Origin of the sequence: Pseudoalteromonas rubra (assembly GCF_005887095.1) — a bacterium.
Taxonomy (GTDB): domain Bacteria; phylum Pseudomonadota; class Gammaproteobacteria; order Enterobacterales; family Alteromonadaceae; genus Pseudoalteromonas; species Pseudoalteromonas rubra_E.
In genome coordinates this window covers 1-240 of record NZ_PNCI01000188.1, presented here as the reverse complement: position 1 = coordinate 240, position 240 = coordinate 1, and the positions used below count along the sequence as shown (strand labels likewise).

The window sequence follows — 240 nt, the reverse complement described above, 5'->3', positions numbered from 1 at the left end:
AACGTGAGAAACCTCCTGTGCCAGCACGGCGTCAGCTTCATCCAGCGTCATATTGTGTAGTAACCCGGAACTGACCGCAACCAGGCTGTTGTTTTTGCTGGTTCCCTTTGCAAAGGCATTGATTTCATGACTGTCGTAAATTGCAACTTCGGGCATTTCAATACCCACTTGTTTCGCCTGATTAGCAACGGTTTGTACCAGCCAGTTCTCACTTTCATTGCGGGGGTGCTCAATGACATA

1 protein-coding gene is annotated in these 240 nt (G+C 48.3%); it reads right to left on the bottom strand.

Going from position 1 to position 240, the window contains the following annotated elements; genetic code table 11:
• Positions 1-240: M48 family metalloprotease (locus tag CWB99_RS23820; protein ID WP_171045454.1), on the bottom strand; the 240-nt coding region annotated here is incomplete at both ends.